The organism is Halodesulfovibrio marinisediminis DSM 17456 (genome assembly GCF_900129975.1).
Classification (GTDB): domain Bacteria; phylum Desulfobacterota; class Desulfovibrionia; order Desulfovibrionales; family Desulfovibrionaceae; genus Halodesulfovibrio; species Halodesulfovibrio marinisediminis.
Genome location: NZ_FSRG01000006.1, coordinates 103,549 through 127,671, shown reverse-complemented (window position 1 = coordinate 127,671; position 24,123 = coordinate 103,549). Strand labels below are relative to the sequence as shown.

General features: G+C 47.8%; 15 protein-coding genes. 4 read left to right on the top strand and 11 right to left on the bottom strand.

All coding sequences use genetic code 11. The annotated features are described in order from the left end of the window. Window positions 1-373: 373 nt before the first annotated feature. Window positions 374-838 carry an aminoacyl-tRNA deacylase gene (locus tag BUR09_RS11870; RefSeq protein WP_074217168.1) on the top strand — a complete coding sequence of 155 codons (465 nt, stop codon included), beginning with the start codon at window positions 374-376 and terminating at the stop codon, window positions 836-838. A 376-nt stretch (window positions 839-1,214) separates the two neighbouring features. Here the strand turns inward: BUR09_RS11870 and BUR09_RS11865 are convergent, their stop codons facing one another. After that, window positions 1,215-2,186 (bottom strand): D-2-hydroxyacid dehydrogenase, encoded by a 972-nt coding sequence (locus BUR09_RS11865; RefSeq protein ID WP_074217167.1) that lies wholly within the window; start codon window positions 2,184-2,186, stop codon window positions 1,215-1,217. 265 nt (window positions 2,187-2,451) lie between these two features. On the opposite strand from BUR09_RS11865, the gene BUR09_RS11860 reads away from it, so the two are divergent. The 3 genes from BUR09_RS11860 to BUR09_RS11850 all read left to right on the top strand — a co-directional run bounded on the left by BUR09_RS11860 (window position 2,452) and on the right by BUR09_RS11850 (window position 9,170). Further along, entirely contained in the window at window positions 2,452-5,646 is a 3,195-nt protein-coding gene (locus tag BUR09_RS11860; protein ID WP_074217166.1) for an AsmA family protein, read from the top strand. Between the two features lie 250 nt (window positions 5,647-5,896). Beyond that, window positions 5,897-7,597 (top strand): two-component system sensor histidine kinase NtrB, encoded by a 1,701-nt coding sequence (locus tag BUR09_RS11855; RefSeq protein ID WP_074217165.1) that lies wholly within the window; start codon window positions 5,897-5,899, stop codon window positions 7,595-7,597. After that, complete coding sequence (locus tag BUR09_RS11850; RefSeq protein WP_074217164.1) at window positions 7,587-9,170, top strand: sigma-54-dependent transcriptional regulator; 1,584 nt, start codon at window positions 7,587-7,589, stop codon at window positions 9,168-9,170. The genes BUR09_RS11855 and BUR09_RS11850 overlap by 11 nt, the downstream gene beginning before the upstream one ends. Before the next feature lie 406 nt (window positions 9,171-9,576). Here the strand turns inward: BUR09_RS11850 and BUR09_RS11845 are convergent, their stop codons facing one another. The 10 genes from BUR09_RS11845 to BUR09_RS11800 form a co-directional block, all read right to left on the bottom strand. After that, entirely contained in the window at window positions 9,577-9,987 is a 411-nt protein-coding gene (locus BUR09_RS11845; protein ID WP_074217163.1) for a hypothetical protein, read from the bottom strand. Window positions 9,988-10,368: 381 nt separating this feature from the next. Beyond that, window positions 10,369-11,379, bottom strand: a complete 1,011-nt coding sequence (locus BUR09_RS11840; RefSeq protein WP_074217162.1) for an OmpA family protein — start codon at window positions 11,377-11,379, stop codon at window positions 10,369-10,371. Window positions 11,380-12,382: 1,003 nt separating this feature from the next. Further along, on the bottom strand, window positions 12,383-13,744 hold the full coding sequence (locus tag BUR09_RS11835; protein WP_074217161.1) for a dihydrolipoyl dehydrogenase family protein: 1,362 nt from the start codon (window positions 13,742-13,744) through the stop codon (window positions 12,383-12,385). Beyond that, window positions 13,734-15,182 (bottom strand): aminomethyl-transferring glycine dehydrogenase subunit GcvPB, encoded by a 1,449-nt coding sequence (gene gcvPB / locus BUR09_RS11830; RefSeq protein ID WP_074217160.1) that lies wholly within the window; start codon window positions 15,180-15,182, stop codon window positions 13,734-13,736. The genes BUR09_RS11835 and gcvPB overlap by 11 nt, the downstream gene beginning before the upstream one ends. Next, a complete protein-coding gene (gene gcvPA / locus BUR09_RS11825; RefSeq protein ID WP_074217159.1) occupies window positions 15,182-16,516 on the bottom strand; it encodes an aminomethyl-transferring glycine dehydrogenase subunit GcvPA in 1,335 nt (444 codons plus the stop codon). The genes gcvPB and gcvPA overlap by 1 nt, the downstream gene beginning before the upstream one ends. Window positions 16,517-16,533: 17 nt before the next feature. Beyond that, a complete protein-coding gene (gcvH, locus tag BUR09_RS11820) occupies window positions 16,534-16,917 on the bottom strand; it encodes a glycine cleavage system protein GcvH (RefSeq protein ID WP_074217158.1) in 384 nt (127 codons plus the stop codon). 188 nt (window positions 16,918-17,105) lie between these two features. Next, window positions 17,106-17,510 carry a response regulator gene (locus BUR09_RS11815; RefSeq protein WP_074217157.1) on the bottom strand — a complete coding sequence of 135 codons (405 nt, stop codon included), beginning with the start codon at window positions 17,508-17,510 and terminating at the stop codon, window positions 17,106-17,108. 147 nt (window positions 17,511-17,657) lie between these two features. Next, entirely contained in the window at window positions 17,658-19,304 is a 1,647-nt protein-coding gene (pgm, locus tag BUR09_RS11810) for a phosphoglucomutase (alpha-D-glucose-1,6-bisphosphate-dependent) (RefSeq protein ID WP_074217156.1), read from the bottom strand. Between the two features lie 386 nt (window positions 19,305-19,690). Then, window positions 19,691-23,215, bottom strand: a complete 3,525-nt coding sequence (locus BUR09_RS11805) for a PAS domain-containing hybrid sensor histidine kinase/response regulator (RefSeq protein WP_074217155.1) — start codon at window positions 23,213-23,215, stop codon at window positions 19,691-19,693. Continuing rightward, window positions 23,215-24,105: a transporter substrate-binding domain-containing protein gene (locus BUR09_RS11800; RefSeq protein WP_074217154.1), complete on the bottom strand. Its 891-nt coding sequence runs from the start codon at window positions 24,103-24,105 to the stop codon at window positions 23,215-23,217. Before BUR09_RS11800 ends, BUR09_RS11805 begins: the two co-directional genes overlap by 1 nt. Window positions 24,106-24,123 lie beyond the last annotated feature (18 nt).

The following is a 24,123-nucleotide window of genomic DNA, read 5'->3' as shown; positions in this document are numbered from 1 at the left end:
GACCTGATACATCCCCGCGTATCAGGTCTTTTTTTATGCCCAATTGTTGTTGCACATCCACTCGTTATGCCTCGGGCGGGGCTTCTTTCTTTTTTTGCCTCCGGCGTCCAGAGAACCCTTTTGGAAAAGGGTTCTCTGGACTCTCCTAAAACTTTTAGGGGCGAAGGGCATCCGTTTGTTATGACGTTGGTAGCCGCGAGGGGGTTACCTTTCTGTGATGGAAGAGTCGTATGAAATTAAGTTTTTCCCATAGGGGCTTTTGACAAAAGGTAATCATGGCGCTAGGTTGTACGTCTTAGTTTCAATGTGTTGTTCAGGGTATTCAGTTGAGTTCCCTTTACGATTTTCACAAGTAGAAATGGATTGATAGAGAATGAAGACCTACGAAGATAAACTCAGTGCCTATTTAACTGGTCAAATTCCTTCTGCTGAGCATCTGGTGTTTGAGCAGTCTTGCCATAGTGTGGCAGAAGCGGCAGAGGCTGCTGATGCGTCACCAGATGAGCTTGTAAAGAATGTGTGTATGGTCGATTCAGACAATAACCTTATCGTGGCTATTGTGCGTGGTGCTGACCGTGTAAGTACATCCAGAGTCGGAAAGGCCCTAGGTGTAGAGCGTCCAAGGATGGCTACTTTTGATGAGGTTCTTGAGAAGACAACCTACCCTTGCGGGGGAGTGCCTTCATTTGGATACTCCGCTGTTTTCCTTGTAGATACTCGAGTTACAGAACTTGAATCTGTACTTTCCGGTGGTGGTTCTGAACGAGCGCTGGTGCGGGTGAACACAAAGGATTTATTACAAGCAAATAACGCCCAAGTTGTGAGGGTGAGAAAGTAACAAAGATAAAAAGGGCTGTTCTTACTAATTAAGAACAGCCCGCTTTTTATAGAAAAAAATAAGACGGTTTGGATAAAAACGATGATTGCCCAATGTCCTTAACCCGTTATTAACCACTGACAAGGTGACAACGCAAAGTCTGTTTCAAATCCGTCTCAAAGGGGAACTGCACCGATATTTGTTACCAAGTTACGATATTCCTTTGCTGGATATCCAAAAGGTAGCCCCCTCGCGGCTACCAACTCGATAACAAACGGATTCCCTTCGCCCTTAAAAGTCTTTGGAGATTTTTAAGAACCTTTCTACAGAAAGGTTCTTAAAGCCCCGCTGGCAAGCGCCGTTGGAGACAAAAATGGTTGGAGGCAACTATGCTAAGTTACTTGCCTGTTACCCCATTCACAACGTTCTGCGGAGTACCGTCAAGAAACGCTTGAATGTTGTCTGCTGCTATTTGCATAAGCGCTGTACGTGCTTCAACAGTCGCCCATGCAAGGTGGGGTGTGATGAACGTGTTTGGCGTAGAGAGGAACGGATGATCTTTTGCGATCGGTTCTTCGCTTACAACGTCTACCGCGAGACCGCCGAGCTTTCCGGAGTTGAGCGCTTTTGCGACTGCTGGCTCATCAAGAAGCGGGCCGCGTGCGGTGTTGATGATGATTGCATCCGGCTTCATGAGCGCGAGGGTTTCCTCGTTGATGATGTGTTTGGTCTCTTCTGTGAGCGGGCAGTGCAAAGTGATGATATCTGATTTTTCGAGAACCTCTTTGAGAGGCGCGTAAGCGAAGTTGTCGTAGCTTGGCATTGGCTTTGGACGCGGTGCATAGGCAAGAATGTTCATACCGAAACCGTTTGCGATGCGTGCAACGTTGTTGCCGGTGTTACCAAAGCCGATGATGCCGATAGTTTTGCCGCCAAGTTCACGCTGTGAAGTGCTCCAGAAGCAGAACTGGCCGTTTTTGCCCCATTCCCCATCCTTTACTTGCTGGGAATGGAGACTTACTTGTCTGTAGCACTCGAAGATAAGCGCGAATACGTGTTCAGGTACTGCGTTGTTTGCATAGCCCGGGGTGTTGGTTACCGGGATATCACGTTCAGCAGCGGCTTTAATGTCGACCACGTCGTAGCCGGTGGCAAGCACACCAATATATTTGAGATTCGGAAGTTGTTCTAGGGTTTCTTTTGTAAGCGGAGTTTTGTTGGTCAGTAAGATTTCTGCGTCTTTACTACGCTGAATAATATCTTCGTCTTCTGTTTTTTCGTACAGCGTAACAGGAAGAAGGTCTTCAATCGGAGTCCACGGGTTGTCACCGGGATTAAGTGTTACACCATCAAGAATTACTGTCTTCATTGTGTGTTACTCCAGTATTGTTGGTATCCCTTGGTTGTGCAGAGGGATTTGTGTTCAAGGCTGCTGTTATTGTTACAAGATATTTTTTCTGCATGTATTATTGTCAATGCAACGGCGTAATTAGCTGTTGTACTGTATTCAAGCCTTGGAGTTCGGTAAAGGGTATTTCTTTTGCCTCTTGTCCGACACCTGTTTGCTTTGTGGCCTGTGTATAGTACAGTGTCACTTCGAATAGCTTAACCATATTTTGTATTGAGGTTAGTAAGTGCGTCCAGCAATACGTGTATTTTTTTATATTCTTCTTACCGTTGCCGTGTGCCTCGGCGGTCTTTCCGTATACGCAGGGTGGTATATACGGTCCTCAAATTTTCCAGATCTTATTGAACGCAACTTGACCGAGGCTACCGGATTTAAATGGCTTATTAACGGTGAGTTGAAGCTTTCTATTGTGCCGCTGGCTATTGACGCCTCGGATGTGCAGGTTGTTGATCCGGATACAGAGAAAACTATTGTGTCCGTGGGCGGTGTGCAGTCGAAAGTTGATATCCCGACATTGTTCAGCGGCAAGGTGTTAATTGATCACTTGAGATTACAGGATCTTGAAGTGGTGCTTTCTGATGCCTTGCTGGCGAAAAAAGAAGAAGCCAAGGAAGATGTGGCTAATATGGATGTAGAATTCTCCATGGGCGACATTACCGGTAGCTTTGACTTGAAGGGCATTGATATCCAGCGCGGTCGTGTTGTGTGGGAGCAGGAAACGGATAGCGGAAAAGATTTTGTTGCCGCCACGGACCTGAACCTGAATATAGATTTCAATGCAAAAACTCTGTTTGATATCTCGTTTGGAATTGAAAACAGTATCGTACCTACTAACGGGCGGTTGGAGGTTGTAGGCGAGAGCGACTTAAGTCTGGCTACTCTTACTGCGGAAAACGTGATTGGTTCTGTAAAATGGGATGGCGATATTGAGTTGGAAGGGCGTGTTGTGCCGACAGCAATTAAAGTGCTGTATGAACTCAATTGGCCTTCCCGTGAAGTGGCATTAACCGAAGTAAAGGCAGAAGTTGCCAAGGGCAGACTGGACTTTAACGGTAAGTTGACCGACATCGACAACGCGAACTGGAAGCTTGCAGGGCAGGCAGAGGTGCAGGACTTGAGCCTGCCATACTGGTTTGGGTTTACAGAAAACCTTCCGACGAGCTTGAACCATGCTTTGGACAGCATCGACGGTCTTCTTTCTGTTGAACTGACAAAAGATCACGTGTGGGCGGATAGCTTGAAGGCTGAGGTGCTGGGCATGAAGCTTGAAGGCGTCGGTGGCGTGAAAGACTTTTCCGATCCGGTAATTTACATCGATGCATCCGGTGAAGACATTGATGTGAACAGAATTTTTCCAGAACTTAGCCTGACCCCGCCGGACGTGCTTCCTAAACCTACGGACGATGCACCGCCTATCTTCCGCCTTACTGATGATGAACTTGAAAAGGATGCGAAGAAGGCTTCTGCTAATGGTGCTGAAAAACAGAATGGAAAGACGGCGGAAAAGGCAGATTCGTTGGCTGAACTTTCTGTGGGTTACGATATTCGCATCGGTGCAAAGCGTGCAACGGCGTATGGTTTTGCTATCCATGATCTGGCATTCCGCTGCTGGCCAGCTCCGAACGAAGATACGCTTACTTCCTATAAGATCGGCAAAGCTTATGGCGGCAGCGTTGACTCGTTGTTAACCATTGCGGATGATCTACGCCTGCAGGCCACTTTTACCAATGTGGATTCAACAGAGATCAGCCGTATCCTTACGGGAGATACTGTTATTACCGGCATTGCAAACGGTAATATTGATGTTCGTGCTAAGGCGAAAACAGTGTTTGGTTTGGCTGCCGGTCTTGGTGGTACCGTGAATGCAGTGTTTAAAAAAGGATATGTGAAGTCATTGCCGACCGAGCAGCCTGACGGCACCATGTCCTCCACGCAGAATTTCTTTGATGAGCTGAAGATTGATCTTTCCGGTAAGAGTTTAACAAAGGTACCGGATAAGGCAGGAAATGACTTGCCATATTATTGGGATATTTCAGTATTGTATGATGCGAAAGATTCTGACAGTACCTATCTGACCCGTGTTAAGGGCCCGATCATTATGAGCGCCAAGCGCGTTTTGCCTGTGCGCGGTGACAACATCGATCTGGACCTGACGTGGATGGGTACAATGGAAGTGAGTGGCGAACGCGTTCCGCTCTCAGCGCATCTGATAAGCAAGACTACCTACAATCTGGAAACAGAGGATGTGACATTTACCAATGGTACATTGGTGTTCGACGAACAGAGTTTCAAAATTGAGGGTAGCGGCAAGCGCTTTATTTCAGCGCCTGAATTTAAAGGAAACTTTAATGGTGAAGACTTTGACCTGCGCCCGATACTACAGACTCTGAATCTGCTGCGATGGCAGACTCGCGATCCCGCAGCGTTCAGCCGTGCTGGGCTGCGTGGTGAAATTGACCTGCGCAGGGGGCGCTATGCGCTGTATAATGTTATCGGATACGTGGATGATTCCGCATTGAAAGGCTCCTTGCTGGTTAACCTGAATGGAAAAGTCCCGACCGTGCGTGCGGATGTCGAGGTGGGCGACATTATGCTTAACGGCTACTTCCCGCCTGAAGATGTGGATGTACGTGCGAAGTTCTTTAATAAGAAGTCGTGGAATCTTGAATGGCTTAAAGAAGTGGATGTTAAAGGCAGCCTTAAAGTAGGCGCGTTGCGCTATGATCCTTTTGATATCCAAAAGCTTGTGACTCCGGTGGTTATTGCTGACGGAAAAATTCAGATAGGGCCATTGGAAGCGAACTTGTACAAAGGCACGATTGCCGGTGAGTTTGCAGGCGTGCTTAAAGAGAAGCTGGATAGCCGCGTTGTGTTGAACGTTAACGGCGTGGACTTGGCATTGGCTTCTAAAGGCGCAGCAGGCGAAGATTATCTTGGTGGACAGGGTACAGGCTATCTGGAAGCAACAGGGCAGCTTGCCTCTAACTACGATATCTTAGCCAGTCTTGATGGCATCTGGGGAGTTTCCGTTAAGGATGGCTTCTTTGGATTCAGCAAGGATAATAACGGAGAGATTGAAAAAACAACATTCGACTCTGCTGTGAGTGATGGCAGCATCAGGCAGGGCATCATGAGCAGTGATAATACCACTGTTACTTCTCCGTTTATGGATATGCGCGGTGGCGGTAAAATTGATCTGCCGAATAAAAAGATTGATTATAAGGTAAGCGTGACATATGCCCGCATCCCGACGGTTCCAGTAACCATTGTAGGCAGCTGGGATGACCCGGAAATTACAGTGGATGGTTTGAGCGTTGTACCGCGTACCTTCGGTAAGATTGGCGGCGGCGTGTTCTCCATTCTTAAAGATGCAGTGCTCATTCCGTTTAGGGCTGTGGATTTACTGCCTTCTCTTAAATAAGTGCACATGTGTTAGTGCAAGTTGTTGCACAAAAGTCTTGTGCAAATGTGAAAAAAAATGCACCGTGGTCTTCAGTCCTAGTGATTGAAGGCCACTTTTTTTGTGGATTTTGTGTAATAACTTGCAGGAATGACTACTGTTGTGCAGAAAGGTTCACTTTGGCACGACTTTTTCATACATGATATTGGAAAATTTCGACATATAAATAGATTACGCATTTTCCAGCCAGTTTGGCGGGATTAGGATATACATGGAAGTTGCAGATTTAAGTAAAGAGCGAAGCACGATTATTATCGCAATTGTTACCCTTATTACAATTGGGCTTTCGCTTATTGTTTCAACAGGACAGACCTTGCAGCAGCAGGAAGAAGCTCGCTTGCAGCATCTTCAACTGACTGCCCGTTCTGTACTTCAGTCTGTTGATATTTCTCTCCGTACAGGGATTATGACGCAGAATGACAGGGTGTCCGGCTTGCCGAGTACCGCAAAATTTTTCCGAGAACTGCAAAAGAGCGGTGAGGTAATGTTTGTAGGGCTGCTTGATGAAAAAGGCGGACAGATTCTTTCCTCGCTTGAGGGCGGTGCTACGAACACCATCCTTTTCCCGCAACAGGCTATCCCTAAGATGGTGCAGACAGGTTCATGGAACGGTATTGCTCAGTTTGGTAAGCATCGTGTGTATGTGTATGCAAAACACAGTAATGGGCTTGCGACACAAGCTATGGAGCCAGGGGCACCGCGGCATGAAACGTTTCTTGTAGTTGGTCTGGATATGACCAAGCATTTTGCCATCTACAAAGGGTTTAAGCAGAACGCGTTGTTTCAGGCAGCGTATATTCTTATAGCTGCAATTTTCACATGGGCGCTTGCAATGGCGTTACTCAAGCGCCGCGAACTGGCTGGTAAAGCGTTACAGCTTGAGCGTTTTCAGGCGCGTCTGCTGGATAACCTGCCGGACGGACTTCTTATCGTAGGTCCGGATAATGTTATTCGTGCGGCTAACCCTGCCGCTCATGATGTTTTCAATGCCAAGGGCAGCGGGCTTGCAGGGCTGTCAGTTTCTGCACTGCCGGAAGATTTGGCAAACTGTCTTAAAAGTGTACCGGAAGACTCTAAAGTAGACTGGGAACAGGTAACTGCTCAAGGAACGCATCTTGAGATTCTTTCCGTACCACTTAAAGAGCATAAAGAAGCAGGTTCACGCCTTGTCCTCGTTCGTGACAGGACACGGTTCCGTGAACTGGAAAAAAGCTTGCAGGATGCGGAGAAGATGGCAGCTCTCGGTACTCTTGCCGCCGGCATGGCACATGAAATTCGTAACCCGCTGAGCGCATTACGTGGATTTGCACAATACTTCGCCAAGAAGTTTAAAGGCAAAGAACCGGATGAAACATATGCTCAGACCATGATTACTGAGGCTGACAGGCTAAACAGGGTAATTACCGACCTGCTGTATCTTTCCCGCCCGCGTGCGGTGCAAAAAGAAGAGGTAGATCTGGTAGAGCTTTCAGAGGGTATCAATAACCTGCTGCGCCTCGACCTTGAGAGCAAGGACGTGCAGCTTGAGGTAAGCCTTGAGTCTTCGTACGTGCAGGCAGATGCCGACTTGCTCAAACAGACGCTGATTAACTTGATGCTGAACAGTCTGGATGCACTGCATGCCTCTGATGTCGAGAAGAAACAAATTCACATTGCTTCTGCCTATGGTGAAGATGGCGTGTGGATATTCGTCCGCGACAACGGACCGGGTATGAGCAAAAAACAGATTGATCAGGCGTTTGAGCCATTCTTTACTACTAAATCCAAAGGTACCGGCCTTGGACTTGCGTTAGTGCACAAAACAATGATGGAGCACGATGGAAAGGCATTGATTGAATCTGATGCTGAACGTGGCTGTACCATTGCACTCTTTTTCCCCGACGTGGAAGATGAGGATACTTATGTCGTATAATAAACAGCTTTTAGTTATTGATGATGAACCTGCGCTTCGCATGATGGTGCGCGCAGTTGTTGAAGATGCAGGCTGGAGCGTTGCGGAGGCAAGCTCCGGTGAGGCTGGTCTTGAACATCTTGCATCGCACAATGTGAATGTTGTTCTTCTGGATATGCGCATGACAGGTATAGACGGTAGCGAAACTCTCGCCATAATTCAGGAAAAATATCCGAATTTGCCTGTTATCATGCTCACTGCATTTGGAACAGTCGGTTCCGCAGTAGAAGCCATGAAACGTGGTGCCTTTGACTATCTTAGCAAGCCTGCAGATAACGATGAGCTTATTGCAGTTCTCGAAAAAGCCTACACCCACGGCAGGTTGCTCGCTGAGAACGATAATTTGCGTAAAAAATTTATCGGAAATGATCCGTCTGAAAAAATCATCGGTAACTGTGAAGCCATGCAGAACATGCTTGAGCTTATTCGCCAAGTAGGACCTACCGAAGCCACCGTACTCGTCATGGGTGAGTCCGGTACCGGTAAAGAGCTTATAGCTGAAGCCCTGCACGAGCGTAGCAACCGTGCTGCGTTCCCGATGGTTAAAGTTAACTGCGCCGCCTTACCGGGTAACCTGCTCGAAAGTGAGTTGTTCGGTTACGTGCGTGGTGCCTTTACCGGAGCGGTTAAAGATAAGCCGGGTAGATTCCAGCTTGCCAAGGGCGGAACGCTCTTCCTTGACGAAGTGGGCGAAATGCCTATCGAGCTTCAGGCAAAGCTCCTCAGAGCCTTGCAGGAGCGCGTAGTAGAGCCTCTCGGGGCAGTAAAGCCTGTAGAAGTAGACGTGCGCATTATCGCGGCAACTAACCGTAACTTGCGCGAGTCTGTAGCAAAAGGCGAGTTCCGTGAGGACCTCTATTTCCGTCTTAACGTACTTGAGATTATTTCTCCGCCGTTACGTGAGCGTCTGGAAGACTTACCAATTCTGGTCAGCCGTCTTCTCGACAAGCTCGGTCGTAAGAACCGCAAAAGAGTGCGTGGTGTAAGTCCTGATTTCATGCAGAAGCTTACCACCCATTCATGGCCTGGTAACGTGCGGGAGTTGGAAAACGTGCTTGAGCGTGCTCTGATTCTTTCACGGTCTGAGATTCTGAATGTAGAGTCTTTGCCGCCGCTCTTTACAGAGCCTCCAAAGCCTGCGCCTGCAATGCAGCCGCAATACGCTCCGCAAGATTTGCATGGCTATGGTCAGCCGAATCCTGCTATGCCGAATGGTGGAGAATTTGCTGGACAGAATCCAGCGCAGTCTCCGGTTGACTACACACGCACCGACTTCAGCCCGCAGGCTGGGTACAATAATCAAGCAGCATATAACGGGCAGCAAGGCTACAACGGTCAGCCGCCGATGCCGCCGCAGAACAGTAACCGTTCTATCTCGCGTCCAAAAACACTCGACGATGCAGAGCGGCAGGCGCTTATTGAAGCCCTTAACGCCAACGGCGGGCACCGCGAACGCACAGCCGATGCGCTTGGAATTAGCCGACGCACGCTTCAGTACAAGCTCCGTAAGTATGGTTTGACCAAGAGAAGCTAATTTTTCTTTTTTGTTTGCGACGCTTTTTTAATTTTGCCTCCGGCGGCCAGAGACCCCTTTTGTAAAAGGGCTTCTCTGGACTCTCCTAAAACTTTTAATCGCGAGGATAGTCCGTTTTTTGAACGAAACTCGTGGCTTATGCGCTACCCCCTTGTAGAAATTGACATAAGACCTGATGCAAATGCATTAGGTCTTATTTTTTTGATTCACTTAAGGGGTAGGGAAATATCCTGTGCGATTGTGCTTGACCCAACGGTAGACAACAAAAGACCCGACACGTGGTGTGTCGGGTCTTTTGTTTTATAAATATTGTCTGTTGGAAGTGCATCGACAGGCGGTGGTGCTGGTTACAGGTCTGGGGAGGGCTCGCTCAGTGTAGATTAGCGCCTGGGATGCGTGTTTTGATTTATTGCCATTTGCCGTTTTTATATTGGCGAATTTTGGTAACGCGGTTTTTTTCCACAACGCGGAAAGGCTGTTGCAGTACTTCTTTTTTAGTACGGCCAATAGCCTCATACGTTACCTTAACGTATCTGATTGTTCCAACATACGTTCCTGTGTTGTCTACCTCGTGCACGTCAACTTTAACAGTATCTTTTTTCAAGTCGCAATAGGTACGAATCCATTTCCCGTTAGGAAGTTTACAAGTCCGTACTTTACCACCGCAATCAAGCCTCTGTTTACACATTGAGTCAATATGCTCTAGTGCGTGAGCGCGAAGAGTACTTTCAAGTTCCTGCTGAGTAATAGCACTTGACGGGGTAGTGAGCAGGCACGTGACGCACGCCATAACGAACAAAACCAGAACCTTTTTCATGAGAATCTCCCGAAGACTGGATGACAAAACCGAGGAATTATGTGCAAGGGCTATCTGCTAAGGGTGTTGTCATTGGTCTATCTATTTCTCTGATTAGGATAATGTGGTGCAATGCCAGTTGCTGTGTCAGAGATATCGGCTAGATAACTGATAAATTGAGTTGTAAGCAAGGTCTTTTCTATAAATATTCGAAAAGGAGTTTCAGGGCTAAGTAGTGTGTCTGAGAATACGTAGTGTGTTTGAATCTCAAAAAGCAGTGTGTGTCTATGTAGTGTGTAGTTTCAGAGTTAACTGGTTGTACTGGCAAAAAGGCACAGTGCGAAGTTTAAGTTACATCAGAAATGCCCGGCAGGGTAACCTGCCGGGCATTGGTTGTATGTACTAATCAAGCACGATGGTTACGCGACGGTTGAGTCGACGGCCTTCGGCTGTTTCGTTTGTATATTCAGGGTCAAATTCGCCTTTACCAACTACTTCGATGAGATCCTGTGGTACACCTTTTCTGATCAGGTAGTTACGCACAGACATGGCACGACGAAGTGAGAGACCCATGTTGTACTGGGCTGTACCGACGGAATCGGTATGACCAATAACGGTGGTGCTATCGCCGCTAGACATAATCAGAGCTGCTGCTTCATCCAGAATTGGACGTGCTGCTGGGAGGATAGCAGAGGAATCAAACTTGAAGAGTACGTTATCAATTACGATAACTTCGTCAACAACTTCGATTGGGGTGTAGAATACGTCAACCATAAACTCGTTGAATGCAACCGGATCATTAAGCAATGTTTTACCGTCTGCCATTACAGAACAAGTGTTAAGGTTGAAGAGTTCCATTATGGTTTTGCTACCTTCTGCAGTGTCTGCAAAAGAGATGAAGTGTACGCACATGCCAGGGTTAGCGTTGTAGAATCCCATGAGGGAATCAACTGGGTCTGGACCCATGTTGCTAACACCGTCAGTAACGAGCACTACTGCACCTTTAGGTGCCATTTTGGTTGCCATAGGTGTGAGCATGTCAAATGCTTCACCCATTTTGGTCCAACGTGCACGGATTTCTTTGTCTGTAGTAATGGAGTTAACTGCTTTTGCCATTACTGCAGGATCAAATGGTCCGTAGCCAACGATTGGCTGGAAAGGTGTGAAGGTCTGTGCTGCTGCCATGTAAGGAAGCGGCGGCATTGCTTCGTTGATCCTCTGTACCACTTCTTTGGCAAGAACGATCTTTTTCTTTCCAGTTTGCGCTTCGTGCATCATCATGGAGCCAGAGTCGTCAATTAGGAAGTTGAAACTGGCAACTTTAGGTTGAAGGATGAACTCTTGCGCCTGGACTACGGATGTCGCAAACAACACAAGAGAAAGCGCGATAAGCAATGTTCTCTTAATCGTCATACTGGTCCCCTCCGGCTAGTATAGTTTTTCTGGTTTAGGTCAAATTATGCGTGGTCAAGATGTAATATATGGCAACCAGAGGAGTGCGACAAGGATGTTTATGAATCTATGTGCTTATTTTCAAAGGAATAACCAAGTTAATTAAATTAATGCGATGTTTGAAACCATGATTCTGTGCAGATTTTTTTAAGTAGGCACAGTATATGCTTACAAATATTGCTATGTTAGAGCGAGTTATATTTCGCTAACTTGTTTTTCTGTTTTTCTGCTCCGTTATTTTGATTAGTGAAGATAGAATAGTGAGCGCGAATGCGGCGTATTGCACTATACGCGCTATTATGGCGTTTGCATCACATAGAATTTATATCGATGTGCTCCCCCAAAGATCGCTCAGAGCTGGATTCCCCAACGGATTAACGCACGAATGCCCCCCGAAAATGCTGCGAGCAGCATAATAATTAATGCATTCCGTGCGTCCAGCTCTCACGCATAGAAGAATAAGTACCAGTATGGTTCCCTATATCAACTTTCCTTCTGGTCTGTAACCCCTTTTCGTTATTAGAAGATCGTTTTTATTACGTTCAGTATTACTCCGCCTGACTGGCTGTGATGCTTAGTTAGGTTGCCTCCTGCGGCTTACCAATCTAGCTCTGTGGTCTTTATCTATTTTGGAAACGCCTACTGTTCTGTGGTTGCAACGTGGAAATGTATGTAATGGAAAGTCTAGTGGTGCATAAGCCGAGAGCTATTATGAGAACGGTGTTGCCTCGCTAATAAAAGTTTTAGGAAGGGGGGCTGGGCGAGAGCCTTTTCCAAAGCGGTAGCTGTTCTTGAGACGCGAGAGATTACAGATAGCGATAGCAGAGTGGCAATAAGAGAAAAGAGCGCTGCAGACTCCCCGAAGGTGTTCAGCTGAGAAGTACAGCTGGAGTCATAGATAATTTATTGAGCATAAAAAAAAGACCGCCTCTGGGAAGGCGGTCTTTCATAGTGTGTTTGGTCGCTATGCAGGCTTACGCGGTGCGAGCAGAGCCATTTCCAGCGCTTCATCGAGCGTTGGGTGCGCCCAGATGATGGAATGAACATCTTCTGGAGCCCATTGTTGTTTAACAATGATGGTTGCTGCGGAAACGAGGTGAGATACCCCGTGACCGATTGCGACGATGCCGTGCACTTTGTTATCCACCCACAGAACTTTTACGAACCCTTGCGTAGACCCGTAGGACTGCGCGATTGGGTTTGCTACAAGCATGGACGTGGATGTTTCTACGGTGTAACCGGCTTTTTGCAGTTCGGCTGTATTAGGGCCGACGCGCATTACTTCGGTATGACCGTAGATACAGGCTGGCATTGGGCCGGATTCGTACGCTGCGGTAGTTTTACCAGTAGCGTGGTTTACGGCGTAGCAAGCCTGATGGTCTGCGGCGTGTGCGAGCAGGGTGCGACCATTTACGTCACCAATGGCGTAAATGTTCTCTGCTGCAAGCAGATGGTCGTCTGTGGTAATCCAGCCTGCACCTACGCATTCAATACCTGCTGCTGCAGGGGCGAGTGATTCGGAGGCAGGTTTTCTACCAGCGGCCATAAGCGCTTTATCCGCAGTGAGTGTTTCGCCGGATTCGAAAGTGAGAACAGCTTTGCCGTCAACGGTTTTGAGGCTCTGTACTTTTTCGCCGGTACGGATTCCCCATTTTTCACGTTTGAGGATTTTACGGAAGGTGTCTCCTACGTCTGGATCCTCTGTAGGTGCAAGGTTTGGCAATGCTTCTACAATGGTGATTTTTGTGCCAAGACGGCTGAAGAAATCACCCATTTCGAGGCCGATTGCGCCTGCGCCCACGATGATGAGAGACTCTGGAGCCTCTGTAAGCGTGAGTACATGGGAAGAGTTGAGGACGCAGTCCCCGTCTGGCTCCAGCCCCGGAAATGCGGTCGGCATGGAACCTGTGGCAATGATCACCTTGTCAAATTCAACCTCGGTGGTGCCTTCATCGTTGGTAACGGTGAGGGCTGTCGGGCTGCTGAAAGATGCAGTGCCTTTGAGTATGTCTACACCTAAGCTGGCCAGTTGCTTTTCTGCAGCGGAGCGAGTGCCTTTCAGGAAGCGGTCTTTCTTCTGCATGATAGTCGGCAGATTGAAATCAATGCTTCCTGCGGCAGTTTTCGCTTTTGCTTGTGTATGCAGCAGCGGATTGGCAGCGGTTGCACCAAGGTACATTTTGGTAGGAATGCAGCCCCAGTTGAGGCAGGTTCCACCAATGTCGGCTTTTTCAACCAGAGCGGTTTTCAGTCCGGAAGACGCAGCACGGGTGGCTGCTTTAAGTCCACCGGGACCGGAACCGAGTACGACAATGTTATACTTCATCGATCAACACCATTTCACGAGCAGCTTTAGTTTCGTCGAGTCGGCGAACAGGAGTGTTGTGAGGTGCAGAGAAAAGAGATTCAGGATCTTTTTTAGCCGTTTCGATGAGGTCAATAAGATCATCAAGGAAACCGTCGAGGGTTTCTTTACTTTCAGTTTCAGTTGGCTCGAACATGAGGCACTCTTTTACGATGAGCGGGAAGTAGATAGTAGGAGCATGGTGCCCTTTTTCTAACAGACCCTTCGCAAGATCGAGTGCACGCACGCCACATTCGTCCTGCAACTTGCTTGCTGATGCAACAAACTCGTGCATGCAGATGCGGTTGTAAGGAATGTGGAGATGGTTTTCCAAACGCTTACGCATGTAGTTAGCGTTAAGAACTGCAAGTTCGGTTGCTCTGGTAAGGCCTTCACCACCGAGGCGAACCATGTAGGCGAATGCTTTGAGCATTACAGCAAAGCTGCCGTAGAATGGTGAAACGTGACCGATGGATTTAGGGTTGTCGGTATCGAGGTAGTAGGTGCCGTCTTCTGCTTTAGCAGGACGATGGTTCGGCAGGAACGGAATAAGACGTTCGCTTACGCCAACCGGACCGGCACCAGGGCCACCGCCGCCGTGCGGGGTGCCAAGGGTTTTGTGTACGTTCAGGTGAACTACGTCAAAACCTACGTCACCAATACGCATTTTACCCATAATAGCGTTGAAGTTAGCACCATCGTAGTAGAGGAGTGCATCAACGCGGCGCAGTTTTTCTACGATTGTAGGCAGATGACTTTCGAACAGACCAAGGGTGTTCGGACAAGTCATCATAACTGCTGCAACTTCGTCGTCGAGAGCGGCTTCAAGAGCTTCAGGGTCTACGATACCGTCTTTAGACTCGATGTTAACAACTTCGTAGCCAGCGAGCACAGCAGAAGCAGGGTTGGTGCCGTGTGCTGCATCTGGGCAGATGATCTTGGTTTTCTTATTGCCTTTGTCCTGATGGTACGCAGCAATAAGGAGTGCGCCGGTAAGTTCGCCGTTAGCACCAGCCATTGGCTGGGAGGTAAAGGCTTCCATTCCGGTCAGTTCACAGAGCATTTCCTCTGCTTCGAACATGGTCTGCAGGGAGCCCTGAGTGTATTGGGCGCCCTGAGGCAGCTGCGCGAGCGCAGGGTGTGGTGTAGTGTAGCCAGGCAGTGCAGCAACGTATTCCGTAAATTTCGGATTATATTTCATTGTGCAGGAGCCAAGCGGGTAGAAGTTGGAATCTACACCGTAGTTAAAAGTACTTAATTTGGTGAAGTGGCGAACTACATCAAGTTCACTAACTTCCGGCAGTTTAGGACGCTTAGCACGCATCAACTCTTTCGGGAGAAAACGCTCTGCGCGTTCTTCCGGCTTTGGAGGCAGGCAAGCGGTACGACCCGGAACGGATTGGGAAAAGATGGTTTCCATTAGAGAATACCTCCCAACAGTTCGGTGAATACACCAATCTGTTCGAATGAATGCAGCTCAGTACAAGCAACGAGAAGAACGTTGTCCATACCTTCGTAGGAACGGCCGGCAGGGTAGCCGGTAACAAAGCCTTTTTCCATGAGCGCTTCAATAGCTTCTTCAGCATTGATAGGCAGACGGATAGCGAATTCGTTACCGAACGGTGCATCATTAAGCAGCTCAACGCCTTCAATCATGGTGAGGCGGTCTGCAAGATAGTGTGCACGTTCCATGCTCAATTCTGCTGTGCGGATAAGACCTTCAGGACCAAGCAGGGACATGTGGATAAGTGCGCGCAGCGCACACAGTGCCTGGTTGGAACAAATGTTGGAGGTAGCTTTTGCACGGCGGATGTGCTGTTCACGAGCCTGCAAGGTGAGTACGTAGCCTGTTTTGCCGTCTACGTCTTCTGTACGACCAACGATACGACCAGGAATCTGGCGGATCAGTTTTTTAGTACAGGACATAACGCCGAGGTACGGGCCGCCGAATGAGAGAGGCTGACCAAGGCTCTGGGCTTCTGCAACTGCGATGTCTGCTCCCATTTCACCAGGAGTTTTCATAACAGACTGCATAACAGGGTATACGGAGATGATGCCCAGTGCTTTGTTAGCGTGGGCGTGTTCGAACAGTTCAGTGAAGTCCTGAACGTTACCGAAGAAGTTAGGGTTTTGAACTACAACGGCGGCGCAATCTTTATCAATGGCAGCTTTAAGAGCTTCAACATTGGATAAGCCTTCGGTATGTGGCACTACAACGATATCAATATCAATATTGCTTGTGTAGGTGTCCACCATTTCGCGGTAAATCGGATTGACGCTTTCGTCGATAACGATTTTCTTGCGTTTGCGGCCGGCGCGTACTGCCATCATGATTGCTTCAAAAATAGCGGTTCCGCCATCATAAACAGAAGCGTTTGCAGCATCCATTTCAAGGAGGTTGCAGACAGCAGTCTGGAATTCAAAAATAGCCTGAAGGGTACCCTGAGAGGATTCAGGCTGGTACGGGGTGTATGCAGTGTAAAATTCACCACGACCAACGAGGTTGTCGATGGCTTTAGGAATATAGTGGTTGTAGAAACCGGCGCCAAGGAAGCTTACGAGATCGGTTTTATTTTTACCGGCAAGCTTTTCAAAGTACGCACAGGCTTCCATTTCGCTCAGACCCTGAGGCAGGTCAAAGCTTTTAGGACGCATGTCCGCAGGGATATCTGCAAACAGGTCCTCAATGGTCTTAACACCGATAACATCAAGCATTGCTTGAGTTTCTTCAGCTGTATGCGGAGTATACGGCATGACGCCTCCTTTTTTTACTAGTGTGCTTCGCTAGCTACCAGTTCTGCGTATTCAGTTGCAGAAAGGAGGTCCTTTGGCTCGTCAGTAAGCTTAACTTTGATAAGCCAGCCGCCTTCAAAAGGTGCTTCGTTAACTTTTTCCGGAGCATCTTCAAGTTCTTCGTTAACAGCGATAACTTCACCGCTTACAGGCATGTAAAGCTCACTTGCAGCTTTAACAGACTCGATGGAACCCAGCTCATCACCGAATTCAAGAGTGTCGCCAACTTCAGGAAGCTCAACAAAAGTGATGTCGCCAAGCTGTTCCTGTGCAAAACTGGTGATACCGATGGTGGCTTCTTCACCCTCAATTTTCGCCCATTCGTGACTCTTGTTGTAGAGAAGGTTTTCTGGGTATGCCATTGGATTCCTCCTGAAAAGGTTTGTGTTGTTGTGTAGATATGGTTTGTTTTATCGTTATGACAGTTTAGTTTTTTGTCTAACAGATACTAGCGTCATAAGTCTAATTTGAAGGAAAAACAATGGCCAGACTCCATAAAATGTAGGATCTGGCCATTTTTTTGTCGAAAATTGATCGATTGTGCGCTCTATCAGGATTCCAGCTTGACGCCGAGGTTTTGGATTTCTTCAAGAAGCGTTTTTTTGCGGATTGGTTTTACAATGAAACTCGTTGCGTTGCCTAGGAAAAACGCGTCATGCACTTCCTGACTGTCATCAAGTCCGGATATCATGATCACTTTTGCACCATTCTCCGGAGGAATCCCATGTTCTTTCTCTAGATCGCGTATTTCGCGCAGGGCATCCTGCCCGTCGATATTCGGCATCATAATATCGAGGGTAACAACATCATACGGTTCACCAGCCTGCAACGCCTGACGGAAGGCTTCAACGCCTTCTTCACCGTCTGCTGCAAGGTCAGAATACCCATATGGATGAAGGATTTTTTGTACGAGTCTGCGGCTATCGAAATCGTCATCAACGATAAGGAACTTCATTTGGGCTACCTCCATATTGGCTAACGCTATACCATTACACCCTCTTTTTGCATAGTGTCTCAGATTATAACCTGAGACAAAATGCATAGTTACAGCTACAGGAACATAAAGCAAGGTGCCGAAAGTGGCCAAAAGGTGCTGGAGTGGCTATACACCTGCCGCTTTGAATGCTTCAGAAACCATGGCCTGCGCTTCTTTTTGTAAGAGTGTGAGGTGTTCTTTGCCTTTAAAACTTTCTGTATAAATTTTATAAATATTTTCTGTTCCGGAAGGACGAGCAGCAAACCAGCCGGATTTTGTTACAACTTTTAAGCCTTCAATGGATGCGCCGTTAGCAGGTGCATGTGTCAGCTTTGAAAGAATCGGCTCGCCAGCAAGCGTGTCTGACTTTACCATTTCAGGGGAAAGCTGTTTCAGTACGGTTTTCTGCTCAGGAGAAGCCGGAGCTTCTAAACGCTCGTAGATAGGCGTGCCGAACTTTTCAGTCATTTCATCATAATTTTGCTGCGGGTCTTTGCCCGTTACAGCCAGAATCTCTGCTGCGAGCAGGTTCATGATGATGCCGTCTTTGTCGGTTGACCACACTGTGCCGTCTTTACGCAGGAAGCTTGCACCTGCGCTTTCTTCACCGCCGAATCCATAGCTGCCGTCAAGAAGACCTTCTACAAACCATTTGAAGCCCACAGGCACTTCAGCAACTTTTTTGCCCAGCGATTCAACAACAAGGTCGATCATCTGGCTGGAAACAAGGGTCTTGCCTACAACCGCGTCTTTGTTCCACTGTGGACGATGCGCAAACAGGTATGCAATAGCCGTAGCAAGGTAGTGGTTCGGGTTCATCAGTCCTTTGCTGCACACAATGCCGTGTCTGTCGGCGTCAGGGTCGTTACCGAAGGCAATGTCAAAATGCGGCTGCAACTTGATCAGATCTGTCATGGCCCATGGGGAAGAGCAGTCCATGCGGATAACACCGTCTCTGTCCATCGGCATGAAGCGGAAAGTAGGATCGATAACGTTGTTTACCACTTCAATGTTCAGTCCGTATCGTTCAGCAATCGGTTCCCAGTAGGATTCACCAGCGCCGCCCAGAGGGTCTACGCCAATGTGCAGGCCAGCCTTCTTAATCGCTTCAATATCGATAATATTCTCAAGGTCGTTCACATAAGGGGTGCGGAAGTCGTAGCGTACAGTAGTCGGTGCAGCCAGTGCATCAGCAAGCGGCACACGTTTTACGTCTTTATTTCCTTCGCGAATAAGTTCGTTAGCGCGGTTTTCCACCCAGTTTGTTGTTTCTTTATCAGCAGGGCCACCCTGAGGCGGGTTGTACTTAAAGCCGCCATCCTGTGGTGGGTTGTGAGAAGGGGTTACAACAATGCCGTCTGCAATATCATCGTGGTCGCGGTTATAAGTGAGGATAGCATGAGAAATAACCGGAGTGGGAACATAGCCGTCTTCCTTCTCAATGTGCACCGTCACACCGTTGCCAGTGAGTACCTCTAAGGCGGTCTGATGTGCCGGTTCGGAAAGGGCATGTGTGTCCTTGCCCATGAACAGAGGACCAGTGATTCCTTCCTTTGCTCGGTATTCGCAAATAGCCTGCGTTACAGCGGCAATGTGCTGCTCGTTAAAGCTGCCCGCAAATGAAGAGCCACGGTGACCGGATGTACCAAAGGCCACACGATGCTGTGCGTTATCAGGGTCAGGAGTCACTGTGTAGTATGCGGTGATAAGTTTCTGGATATTTATAAGATCGGATGGAAGTGCCTTTTTTCCGGCTTTTTCACTGATTGCCATCGTTTGCTTCCTCGTAGTGGTTTGCTCAAATTATTTAACTAGTAGGCAGGCGAAATCCTACCACGGCTCGCGTTGCCGCTGAAGGATAACTACCTTAGTGTGTATGCAATTTTTGCTTTCGGTGAGTTTGGGACGGCCGGATGAAGCTCTCCATTACAGAAAGGTAACTCCCTCGCGGCTGCCAGCGACTAAAAAAACGGATGCCCTTCGCCCCTGAAAGTTTTTGGAGAGTCCAGAGAACCTTCCTACAAGAGCGGTAGCTGTTCTCGAGGAACGAGGGATTACAGAAAGCGACAGTGCAACAGGTTCTTTGGCCGCCGGAGGCAAAAATAATAAGCCCCGATAGACCGCCGGAGGCAAAAAAGCACAGCAGGTTGTAATTTTGCCTACGACACCTGCTGTTCCGGCTCGTGCTGATTCAGATACTCAGCAACTTCATCGAGAGACTGTTCCGCGTGAGCGATGAACAGGTCGAGCAAATGTTGCGCCCTGTGCAGCTCCTGCTTGCGAGCAAGTTGTTCCATTTGCTGTGCAGTTTGCGAAAGCGTCGTCGCACCTACGGAACCCATGGTTGCTTTCAGCATATGCGTGAGTCGCGCCACTTCCTCAGTATCATTTTCATGAAATGCTGTTTTGATCAGTTCCAGTGATTCTGGAAGCGATGTAAGGTAGGTGCGCAGGACTTTGTTAATAATGTTCTGCTTGCCGTTGACCATTTCATAGAGAGTTTCAAAATTTATGACCCTTGGAGTAGTAGAATCTGTTTGCTTTGGCAATGCAGAACAGTTTTCGGCGTCTGCATTGCTCACAGTATGGCTGTTGTTGAAGATGGAGCGCAGTACTTGCTGCAGTGCATAGAGCGAGATTGGTTTTTGCAGCCATTCTGTTACTTCGCCATCATGGAAGTTATCTTTGGAGGTAATGGAGTCGTGCGCACTGATGGTGACAATCGGGATGGTAACATCAAGGTTCGGCACGGCTCCGGCACGAATGCGTTTAATGGTTTCCAGACCATCAAGTACGGGCATTTGTACGTCCATAAGAATTATGTCCACAGTGATGCGGGAAAGCATTTCGAGCACCTGCTCGCCGTTTTCTGCAAGGTAGACGTTGTGCCCGTCTTCCTTGAGCATCTGCATCAGTACTTCCTGGCTGAATTCGTTATCTTCCGCGACGAGTACGTTAAGTAACGGCATCGGTGGTACTTCTTCTGAGTCAGGTAGCAGGAGATTGGAAGCATCTTCACTTTCGGCTGAGACTTGACAAGGTATTTCCAGAGTAAAAGTAGAGCCTTTGCCGACCGTGCTTTCTACGTTGATGGTGCCTCCCATGCGCACTGCAAGGCGCTGGGAAATGGCAAGCCCGAGCCCGACACCGCCATGTGGTGCTACATTAAAATTTTGCACCTGCGCAAAGCTTTCAAAAATTTCTTCCATATTCTCGTCAGGAATGCCGATGCCTGTATCGAACACAGAACAGATGAGCATAACCGTATCCTGCGGGGGATGGGCTTCAAGCGAATCAAGAGCGCTCTCAGGTGTTACGCTGTTCCCTTGAGTGTTGTTATCAGCGTCGGTTGGCAGTTCCGAATTAGTTACAGGGCGTGCAGAACATGTGACGGTTACATTTCCTTCGTTAGTGAATTTGAGGGCGTTCCAAATCAGGTTTACAAGAATCTGTTTAATGCGCCCGTTGTCTCCAGTGAGCATTGGCGGGACGGATTTGTCTATGGTGACAGTGAAGTCTAGATTCTTTTTGTTTGCTTCCCCCTGCATGAGACCACCGATGGTTCGCATCATATCTTTTACAGAAAAAGACGCACACTTGAGCGAAAGGGCATTGGATTCGATAGCAGAGAAGTCGAGCAGATCGTTGAGCAGTGTAAGCAGTGAGCTGGATGCCTTGTAGAGAACTTCTATGTTTCGTCTGCGATCAGGGTCTGTGATTGTCCGTAGCCCCAGCTCGGCAATGCCGATGATGGCGTTCATAGGTGTACGCAGTTCGTGACTGATGTTGGCAAGGAAGTTGTTCTTGGCAATGTTAGCGCTTTCTGCGGCTTCTTTGGCGGCAATAAGGTTTTGTTCAGCTTCTTTTTGTAAAGTGATGTCACGCACAAACCCTTCAAAACGAATAGAACCGTCCGGCGAGGTGCGCAGACGGGCGCTCTCCAAGATCCAGATTTTTCGACCGGTTTTTGTACGAATTTCTGATTCAAAGTTGGACACGAAACGGTTTTTGAGCATCGTGTTAACAAACTCTGAGCGTCTGGTTTTGCTTACATAGAAGTGATTTTCAAATCCCCGAAAGGCGGTGCGCATTTCTTCAACTGAGGAGAATTCGAAAATATTTAGGAACGCAGGATTTGCGTTGAGGATTTCACCCGAAAGGGTGGACTGGAAAATACCGTCCTGTGCGTTTTGGATGATGTCGCGATAGTTGGCCTCGGTTTTAGCAAGGGCAGCCAGTGTTTTTTGTTGGTCTGTGATGTCCTCAAAGCATTCAATGAGCCCGATAACTTGTCCGAAACCGTCGAGCATTGGTTCTGTATTTTTGATGATGGTGCGCAACTCGCCGTTTTTTTTGCGCAATGAGTGTTGGTTGCCGCAGGTGGCGTGTTGAGCGTGCGAGTACAAAGCACATTCGTCCATACATGTATCCAGAAATATTGACGAGCAGCTGCGGCCTATCATTTCAGATGCTTTGAAGCCTGTAAGTTCTTCAGCGCGTTTGTTCCAACTATCGATCTTTTTTTCCATGTTAATGGTAAATACGGCGCTTGGAACCACGTGTGTAAGCTGTTCTGCCTTTTGCCGTGCTGTGAGTGCCCGAATTTCTGCATTACGACGGATAACGATTTCTGTTTGTAGCTTGCTGAGGTGTTCTGCTGTAGCTTTTTTGCTGTCTGCTGCTTCTTTTAGACTGCGTGCGAGCCAATTGTTTTTGGAAATCACGTAGGCGGCAACGGTAATGCTTGAGGCTGCAGCAAGAAATACTCCATAAAAGATAAGCAGAATACCGTTCGAGAATTGTCCACGCGTTATTTTGTTTACTTCAATAAACGAGACCGCCGTAATTTTGTTGCTCAGCACCGGTATAAGCTGCACTTTCATTGGCACTGGCAAGTTGCCTATGCGAGCTGCATCACTTAGTTGGAACATGGTATTTGGCGGAATAGAAGTGAGCTTGTCTATGCTGAACGTAATGTTGGGGTCGGTGATGATTTTAGTGAATGGAATATCGTTATACAGCAGGATCAGATTAAATTTTTCTGAATTTTGAAGCAGAAGCAGATATTTTTTTATGGCACGGGAGGACAGAGTTGCAGAGAGATCGCCCACATGTTTTCCCATTATGATGTAGGGAATGGCGATGCGCAGCCTGCTTTGGTCCGGGTCCTGATGTAGTTGCAGTGGTGCATTGGGGGAAACAGGAAGGTTTATTGTTGATGATGTAATAGAAACGGGAGCGCCGTTTCCTGTGTTGACGGTAGCAGTGATGTGTGTGTGGTACTTGTAGTCTACAAAACTTACTTCAGAAAATATGTGCTCTCCCTGCACCTTGTATTCCATGATAAACCGTTGCAGTTCCTGTTCTATGTCGGAAAGAATGGCGAGCATACCGTAATCGAGAGATATGCCCAATGCTTTGTTATGAAAATAGCTGGAGAATGTCTGCGTGGAAGCGAGGGTGCGCAGGTTTCTGTTTCGTTCAGCAAAGTATCCTTTGAAAGCGCTGGCAACTTTTTGGGAGTCGTTAATAAATTGTTTTTGCTTCGTCTGTTGCAACGAGAATTGGGAGCGGTGCAGCAAGATGCCCAGTGCTAAAAAAGCACATACGATGATCACACAGAGTATCAGTATGAGATTGAAGGACTTCTTGCCTGAAAAAAGTTGCTCAAACGGCTTGTTCATTATGGCGAGCTCTTCATGAAGAATTTATTAAAGTACAGGTAGGAGCTGGGGTAGTAACGGTGTACTAGTTTTTGGTATTCGCCGCTTTCCCAGAATGCAGTAAAAAAGCGGTTAAATTCGTCTCGCAACTCAACAGACTCGGGTGCAAAAGCAGCTCCCATTTTTTGTTGTTTAGCTACTGGGCCGATTATTTTAAAAGAATACGGCCAGATCCCTAATGCCATCAAAGCACTGGGAGATTCCATGAGAAATATGGAATATTCAGATTTTAAAAAAGAAATAGGTTCGTTAATTTGTTGAGGCGAAACATTGATGGCGGAGGAGGCTGTGGAAAGCAAGCTTGGGAAGCGTCTAACATCAAGACAGACGTCTTTAATGCCGTAAACTGTTTTTCCCGCTGTTTGTGCCAGTGTTATGGCAATGTCTTTTTCAACAGTTCCGGTTGGTTGGATGGGTGTGATGTTGACTTCTGGTTTTGCAATTAGCCAGACTTGTGCGGTGAATGTAGGTTTTGAGAACAGAACGCGCCGTTGGCGTTTCGGAATAATGCTGATACCGCTGGCGAGAATGTCTCCATGGACAGGAGTCGTAGCTTGTTCAGAGTTTAACGAGGCAAGGTGCCTGCCGGTAAGGTCAGGAATGGCCTTTTCCCACGTGGTGGGGATAAACGCATAACGGACACCAAGGTGTTGTGCGAATCTGCGCATCAGAGCGCAGTCGAGGCCGTCAGCGTTGTTATTTGCGAAGCGGGCGTAGGGAACGCCTAAGTGATGTAGTTCTCCGCGGGCGCGTATGTCTGCAAGTGTGACGCTGTAGCCGGTAGAATAGAAAAGAAAGATGAATAAGAAGCAGAGTATAGAGGTGGTAAGTTCTGCATGTCGTTTGTTCACAAGTTCCTCCGAAACAGG

Bases quoted from the DNA above. Each gene is read 5' to 3' on its own strand.
- BUR09_RS11870 (WP_074217168.1), top strand. From the start codon at position 374: ATGAAGACCTACGAAGATAAACTCAGTGCCTATTTAACTGGTCAAATT.
- BUR09_RS11865 (WP_074217167.1), bottom strand. From the start codon at position 2,186: ATGAAGACAGTAATTCTTGATGGTGTAACACTTAATCCCGGTGACAAC.
- BUR09_RS11855 (WP_074217165.1), top strand. From the start codon at position 5,897: ATGGAAGTTGCAGATTTAAGTAAAGAGCGAAGCACGATTATTATCGCA.
- BUR09_RS11850 (WP_074217164.1), top strand. From the start codon at position 7,587: ATGTCGTATAATAAACAGCTTTTAGTTATTGATGATGAACCTGCGCTT.
- BUR09_RS11845 (WP_074217163.1), bottom strand. From the start codon at position 9,987: ATGAAAAAGGTTCTGGTTTTGTTCGTTATGGCGTGCGTCACGTGCCTG.
- BUR09_RS11840 (WP_074217162.1), bottom strand. From the start codon at position 11,379: ATGACGATTAAGAGAACATTGCTTATCGCGCTTTCTCTTGTGTTGTTT.
- BUR09_RS11835 (WP_074217161.1), bottom strand. From the start codon at position 13,744: ATGAAGTATAACATTGTCGTACTCGGTTCCGGTCCCGGTGGACTTAAA.
- gcvPB (WP_074217160.1), bottom strand. From the start codon at position 15,182: ATGGAAACCATCTTTTCCCAATCCGTTCCGGGTCGTACCGCTTGCCTG.
- gcvPA (WP_074217159.1), bottom strand. From the start codon at position 16,516: ATGCCGTATACTCCGCATACAGCTGAAGAAACTCAAGCAATGCTTGAT.
- gcvH (WP_074217158.1), bottom strand. From the start codon at position 16,917: ATGGCATACCCAGAAAACCTTCTCTACAACAAGAGTCACGAATGGGCG.
- BUR09_RS11815 (WP_074217157.1), bottom strand. From the start codon at position 17,510: ATGAAGTTCCTTATCGTTGATGACGATTTCGATAGCCGCAGACTCGTA.
- pgm (WP_074217156.1), bottom strand. From the start codon at position 19,304: ATGGCAATCAGTGAAAAAGCCGGAAAAAAGGCACTTCCATCCGATCTT.
- BUR09_RS11805 (WP_074217155.1), bottom strand. From the start codon at position 23,215: ATGAACAAGCCGTTTGAGCAACTTTTTTCAGGCAAGAAGTCCTTCAAT.